This is a genomic window from Pelagicoccus mobilis, from assembly GCF_016595505.1.
In the GTDB taxonomy this organism is placed as follows: domain Bacteria; phylum Verrucomicrobiota; class Verrucomicrobiia; order Opitutales; family Opitutaceae; genus Pelagicoccus; species Pelagicoccus mobilis.
This window is the reverse complement of the sequence record NZ_JAENIL010000107.1, coordinates 1-6,946: the sequence shown is the minus strand read 5'-3', so window position 1 is coordinate 6,946 and position 6,946 is coordinate 1. Positions and strand designations below refer to the sequence as shown.

The following is a 6,946-nucleotide window of genomic DNA, read 5'->3' as shown; positions in this document are numbered from 1 at the left end:
TCAGCCGCCGATGGTAGTTGGACGCCATGTCCTGCGAGAGTAGGTTATTGCCAGATTACGGCCCCCGTTTCCCAAAAGGAGATGGGGGCCTTCTTTTTGCCCCGATCAGTGGATCTTTTACTTAACGCGTTAGATTCCCTTGCTCAATTTCGTATCGATTTCTACAGGAGTTAGGTACGATGCGAACTGTACCCCTCCTTGGAATCGTTTTGCTGCCGCTTGTTTGTCTAGCAGCTGAGCAATCAAATGATCACGTTTCAACGACGCTCTTCGAAACTTCTGGTAATTATGACGTTACCATTTGGGCTAAATCTCCTGACTTAAGAAATCCGACCAACATGGACATCGACCATGCGGGACGTGTCTGGGTGACTGAAGGAGTCAATTATCGTTGGAGTAAGGGAAGGGATCCAGAGGGCGATAGGATCGTAGTGCTAGAAGACACCGATCAAGATGGCGTTTGCGATAAGAGTTGGACCTTTGTCCAAGAGCCAGAGCTCATTGCTCCTCTTGGAATTGCGGTGATCGATAATAAGATCTATGTATCCGCTGCTCCAGATTTGATTGTCTATACAGATGTCGATCGAGATTTGGCTTTCGACCCACGAGTAGACAAAAGGGAAGTTCTATTAACGGGGTTTAATGGTATTAATCATGACCATGCTCTGCACTCCGTGACCTTTGGTCCGGATGGGAAACTGTACTTTAACCATGGAAATAGTGGAGCTTTTGTCACGGATCGGAATGGCAACACATATCGTGTAGGAAGTGCATACTCTGGTTTGCTTGGCCGTGACACTAAACCGCTTTATGGTATTCTTCCATCTGAGTATTCAGGAGCGCAAAGCGATGATGGTCACGTGTATGTAGGTGGATTCGCGATGCGAATGAATGAGGACGGCACCGGTTTAGAAGTAGTAGGCCATGGATTCCGGAACTCTTACGAGCAAACGGTAACCTCTGGAGGGGAAGTCTTCCAAAACGACAACGATGATCCTCCCGCATGTCGCACGAGTTATCTATTGGAGTATGGTAATGCAGGCTTCTTTTCGCGGGACGGACTCCGGTATTGGCAAGCGGATCGCAGACCAGGTCAGAGTATACCAACAGCGCAATGGAGGCAGGAGGATCCGGGGATTATGCCGGCAGGAGATGTTTACGGTGCCGGTGCTCCAACTGGAATCGCCTTCTACGAGGGAGACTTGTTTGGGGACGAATTTCGTGGAACTCTGTTGAGCTGCGAAGCCGCACTTAACGTTATATTTGGATACAAACCTGAATCGCGGGGAGCAGGATACGAACTCGATCGATATCATTTCCTGACATCAAACAAAGAGCAAGAGATCGCCGGTACTGATGGGAAAAGAGGAAAACTCTCTGATGACATTAAGACGTTTTTCAGACCCTCGGACGTGACAGTAGGCCCCGATGGTGCGATATACGTTGCTGATTGGTTTGATCCTCGAGTAGGGGGGCACGCGGACAAGGATGAGACTGTTAGTGGAACGATTTACCGTATCGCTCCGTCTGGGAAATCAGTAGTAACGCCCGAGATAGAACTAAACACAGACGAGGGGCTTTTAGAGTCACTGAAGAGCCCAGCTGTAAATGTTAGAGGAATTGGATACAAGGCGTTCAAAGAGAGAGGTGCGGACGCTGTTGAAATCGTTTCCACTCTTCTAAAGGATGCAAACCCGTACATACGCTTGCGAGCTATTTGGCTGTTAGCAGAGTTGGGCGATCGCGGGGTTAAAATAGTCGAATCTCTTTTAGAACATGAAGATGGACGTGTCAGAGCGACTGCCTATCAAGCTCTTAGAAATATTGATTACGACATTGCTGTGTTGGCGAATCGAATGGTGAATGACCAAGACTCCCGAGTTATCAGGGAAGTAGCCCTTTCGATGCGGGATCTTAGCTACTCTGAATCTAAAGACATTTTGTTACGCATCGGTCTGAATATCGATGCGATTGACCGCACTTTGCTTGAGGCTTGGGGGATCGGTTGCACGGGAAAGGAAGCTGCGGTCTACGAGTTATTGTTGGGGTCAGTCGGTTCAGTGAACCCAATCAAGTGGGATCCGAATTTTGCAGCGCTCGCATGGCGATTGACACCAGAAGCTGCGGTTCGTGACTTTGAAGTACGTGCGTCTTCGGATGAACTCAGCGAACAGGAGCGATTGGATGCAGTGACCGCGATAGCGTTTACAGGAACTGAGGATACCGTTGATGCTTTATTCAACTTAAGCAATGAGGAGGGCCGAATCGGCGAGACAGCGAAGTGGTGGCTGCTTAATTACAGGAGTTCTCGGTATTCAGGTTTGGGAGTGGATAGTCGTCTGAAAAAAGAAGGTATTTATGATCCTGATACGATTATTGTCGCTCCTAGTCAGATACCAGAACCTGTAGTGGAAAATTTGTTAAACGTTGACGATGTTTCAAATCTCGTGGGAGATATTGAACGTGGGAAGGCAAAAGCCGGGGCGTGTTTAGCCTGTCATCGAATTGGAGAGCTTGGTGTAGACTATGGGCCTGATCTTAATGGCTGGGCCTCTCGTCAAAGCTTGGATGTAACGATTCGTTCTATCGTGCAGCCTAATGACGACATCGCGCACGGTTATTCAGGGAGAGAGGTTGTACTTAAAGATGGTACAATCGTTCATGGTCTAATCGAGTCGCAAGGAGATCCGTTACGGATTCGATCTATGGGCGGGATCTTGCAAATGATTCCTCAAGAAAGAGTAGAAAGAGTGAATTGGTATAATCGCTCTCTAATGCTCTCGGCGGATCAGCTTGGTCTAAATGAGCAAGATGTTGCCGATATTGTGGCCTATTTAAAGACGCTCTAATCCTTACCCGCTACAAGCTAAGCCCACACATTTGGGCCGCCCAGATTTTCGTTTTACGAATATCACGATGCCAATTGTGTTTGTTTAGAAACTGGTTGCTCCAATCGATGAATTGCAAACAGCAAAGAGCTCTCATGTGTAGGCGTCTCATTAGGTAGATCACAGGAAGCGCTTCCCTTTCGCTTTCGGAGATTGTGAACTCTTCCTGATAGCCTGAGAGAAAGTGTTCAGTCAATGTGTTGAAGAGAGTTGAGGGCGACGCAACGTTGCTGTGCGACGTGAGGTGCCCAAGGTAAGTTGCTATGTCGAAAGCGTGCCACCCGTATCCGATTCGGTCGAAGTCGTAAACGGTCGCTTTCCCTTGTTTGTCGTATACGAAATTTCCGAAAAGATAGTCACCGTGTATCAAACCGTAGCTGAAACGGTCTGTTGGGAGATGCTCAAGTTCTCGTTTAAGGGCCAAGGAGAACTTTTGGTAGAACAGACTGTGTCGCCTCAGTTCGGGATCCTTGTGTAAGAAGTCGCAGACGATGTTCGTACTTTGTGTAATGCAGGTAGCAATATCGTAACGAGGCAACTCATTGTATTGAGGAAGTGAAGACGAAAAATTATGGACTTTTCCAAGTGTCCTGCCCGCCTGTGCTAAGCGATGTGGCTGAGGCTTGTTGTCCGTTACTCCTATTGCTTCCTCGAAGACAACGAGTTGGCGAATCCCCTCGGGCGTTGACGCTGATTGGTACTTGCTGTGATCGTTCGCCGTGACAGGGAGAGCGACACAACCAGATTGGATACCAATTGTTGTCAGTATCTCCAGCTCGTTGGATATTTCAGCCTCACTTCGCATGTGATTACGGTTGAGGCGAACGTAGTAGTTCTTTTCTCCGTTCGACAGTTTGTAGATGTCGTTTGTACCTCGCAGTTTATAGCTGCAAACCATTCCGCTTTCTAATGAGTACCTTTCCTGAACGAAGTCCGCTATCGACTGCGGAGAAATTGTACTATGAATCGGTTGAAGAGTCGTGAGTGCAGTTTGTTTCTGAACTGTATCCATGCGAAAACTACCCCCAGGTTTCGATATTGTTGATATCGTTGTTGATATAGAGGTGTGTATCCGTCGACGCATCGTAGTAATGATTGTAGTCCACTCCGTCGATCGACTCTGTGCCCTGGCTTGAGTAGGTGTCTGAGATCTCGACTGTATCGTCAGAGTTTCCGTCAACGAACAGTCGGTTTTCACTATCTGTCATATCGAGAACATCCTCCGCACTCAAACGGAGGGTGTTGGCTCCATCTCCTGTAATGTCGAGGGTTTCCATGTTTTCTACATTGTCGGCACCAATGTTTGTGAAATCGATTTCCAGGTTGGTACCTTCGAACTCGAGAGTATCATCACCTTCTCCTCCGTCGAAGAAACCGAAGTCTAAGCCATCACTAGCAGAACCAGATGCACTGCCGGACGCACTTCCCGAGCCAGAACCAGAACCTGATCCTGACCCGCTACCAGATCCCGAACCGCTGCCTCCGGTCGTTCCTGTGCCGTAGTCGATCCTTATGGTGTCATCTCCGGTTCCTGCGTCTACATCGTCGTATCCTTCTTGGGCATTGATCGTATCGTCGCCGGAACCAGCGTTGATGGTATCATCGCCTTTGTCTCCATAGATGATGTCGTTTCCATCTCCGGCGTTAATTGTGTCATCACCATCTTCCCCGTGAATCAGGTCGTTATCATCACCTGTGGTGATTGTATCGTCCCCTTTGCCGGCATAGACAACGTCTAGATCCGAACCTGTTGTTATCGTGTTGTCGCTATCGCTTCCCTCTGATACAGGATCTGTCCCATCGACAGACAGGTTTCCACTGAGGTCTCCGGCGATATCTATCGAATCTAGATCTCCACCGATCGTAATATCAACTTTCAGGTTGTCTCCGACTGTGATGACTCCCACGTCACCACCGATTGTGATGTCGTGATCCTTGATTTCGTCAGCTACAGTTATCGATCCGACATCGCCAGTGATATTGATGGTGCTCTTAAGGTCATCGGCTGAAGTGATTGATCCCACATTACCGCCAACAGAGAATGACCCTTCGATGCTAGATGAAGTAGAGGTAATGGAAGTGATGTCTCCTTCAACGTCGAAGTCCGACTTTACCTTGGTTCCGGATACCGTACCTAGATTCCCATCAACATCGACGTTGGTTCCTTTAACTTCTTTGTTAGAAGAAAGCGTATCCAAATCGCCCGTTACCGTTATGTCTCCTTCAATGTGATCGTCTGCGAAAATCGTACCGACATCTCCATTTACGGTGATATCACCCTTCAGCTTGTTGTCAGCCGTGATAGTCGTTACGTCTGCATTTACCGTGATTGAGGAGTCGGAGTCGTGTTCATAGTGAATTGTGCCGACGCTCCCGTCTGAATGACTGAGAGTTAGGGTTTCTATGTTTTTATCATCGGCGATATCGATCGTAGTGATGTCTATGTTACTCGTGAGATTTCCGAGATCCGAATCGATATTGATGGAGTCGACAATCAAGTCGTTCCCGTTGAGATCGGTTATCGTAAGGGTCGAACTGTTGTTCGTGCCGCTTGTATCATCGATGGTTATACTGCCTGCGCTTGAGTCGTATGAGTAGTCTACGTCCCCATTTCCTGTCAGTTCGATTTTGAATGCTTGGTCTCCGTCGATGAAGACGGCTTCTCCTGAGAAGGAGGTATCTGACTGGTCTCCATTGATTATTGAGGCAGATGTATCCGAGAATTGGATCGTTTCGACATTCGTGTAGTTAACAGTGAACGATTCGCCGCTTCCCAGATCGATGACGATTGATCCATCAGAGAAACTTGCGTCATCCAAGCTGTAGTCCGACAGATCTAGAGTGTCGTCGTCTCCCAAACCGTCGACCTCATAGGTATCTCCATCTGTTGGAGATTCGATCGTCAGAGTGTCGCTTCCGGAGGTCCCTGTTATTGTGAGGCCATCTGAGGCACCGTTGATCGTGATTGTTAGAGACTCCGTGTCGAACCCTCCATTTCCATCTGATACAGTGTAGGTAAAAGTGTCTGTCAATGACTCACCATCATCGAGGTTTTGAACAGTGGCGTTGCTGTTGTTTAAGTCATAAGTATAGGAACCATCGCTGTTGATTGTGAGATCCCCGTATGTTCCGGATGTCTCTGCACCTACGGTTCCCCCACTTATTGCGGAAACAGATAAGCTGTCGCCTTGGTCGATGTCAGAATCGTTTGTGAGGACGTTTCCAGAGGTCGTATCGTCATCCTCGCCGAGATAGGCGACGTCTGCAGTAGCGACTGGACCATCATTTGTGTTCTCAACGGTTATTGCTACAATGTCGCTCGCTGAGGCTGTTCCATCGGAGGCAGTCACCTTAACGCAGATCATACCGACATCGTCATTGGCAGGAGTGCCTGAGAACTGCCCTGTGCTTTCGTCGAAGCTCAGCCAGTCAGGTAGAGAACCGTCACCGATTGTTTGCCCGGATTCGTTGGTAAGCTCAACAGAGTAGGTGAGAGTGTCACCGACGTCGGCGTCGTCAAAGTTACCTGAGACATCCAAGCTGAACGCTGCATCCTCGTTAGCAGTCTGATCGGTGATGGCGGACGCAGTCGGCCCGTCGTTCGTGTTGTCGACTTGGATACCGAATGTTGTGGATGCTTCCTCGCCGGACTCGTCGGTTGCTGTGACGGTGACCGATATGGAACCTACGTCTCCGTTTTCCGGAGTGCCTGAGAGCTCACCTGTGTCTTCGTCGATGGAGAGCCAATCTGGTAGTGGATTACCGTTTTCTAGAGTCGCGGAGAATGTGAGCGAGTCTCCTGCGTCTGCGTCTTCGAAGTTTCCGGATACGTCCAAGCTGAACGCGGCGTCTTCGTCAGTTGTCTGATCGGTGATGGCCGTGGCTGTTGGTCCGTCGTTCGTGTTGTCGACTTGGATACCGAAGGTTGCGGATGCTTCTTCGCCGGATTCGTCGGTGGCAGTGACTGTGACCGATATGGATCCGACGTCGTCGTTTTCCGGAGTGCCGGAGAGTTCACCCGTGTCCTCGTCGATTGTGAGCCAATCTGGTAGCGGATC

General features: G+C 49.0%; 3 protein-coding genes. 1 reads left to right on the top strand and 2 read right to left on the bottom strand.

From position 1 onward, the window contains the following. Nucleotides 1-179: 179 nt before the first annotated feature. Complete coding sequence (locus JIN87_RS27345; RefSeq protein WP_200359805.1) at nucleotides 180-2,849, top strand: PVC-type heme-binding CxxCH protein; 2,670 nt, start codon at nucleotides 180-182, stop codon at nucleotides 2,847-2,849. Between the two features lie 10 nt (nucleotides 2,850-2,859). Here JIN87_RS27345 and JIN87_RS27340 read toward each other — a convergent pair whose 3' ends face one another. Together JIN87_RS27340 and JIN87_RS27335 are read right to left on the bottom strand one after the other, a co-directional pair. Then, nucleotides 2,860-3,786: a phosphotransferase enzyme family protein gene (locus tag JIN87_RS27340; RefSeq protein WP_200359803.1), complete on the bottom strand. Its 927-nt coding sequence runs from the start codon at nucleotides 3,784-3,786 to the stop codon at nucleotides 2,860-2,862. A gap of 121 nt (nucleotides 3,787-3,907) precedes the next feature. Beyond that, nucleotides 3,908-6,946 (bottom strand): putative Ig domain-containing protein (locus JIN87_RS27335; RefSeq protein WP_200359801.1); only part of this gene is annotated, 3,039 nt, incomplete at its 5' end.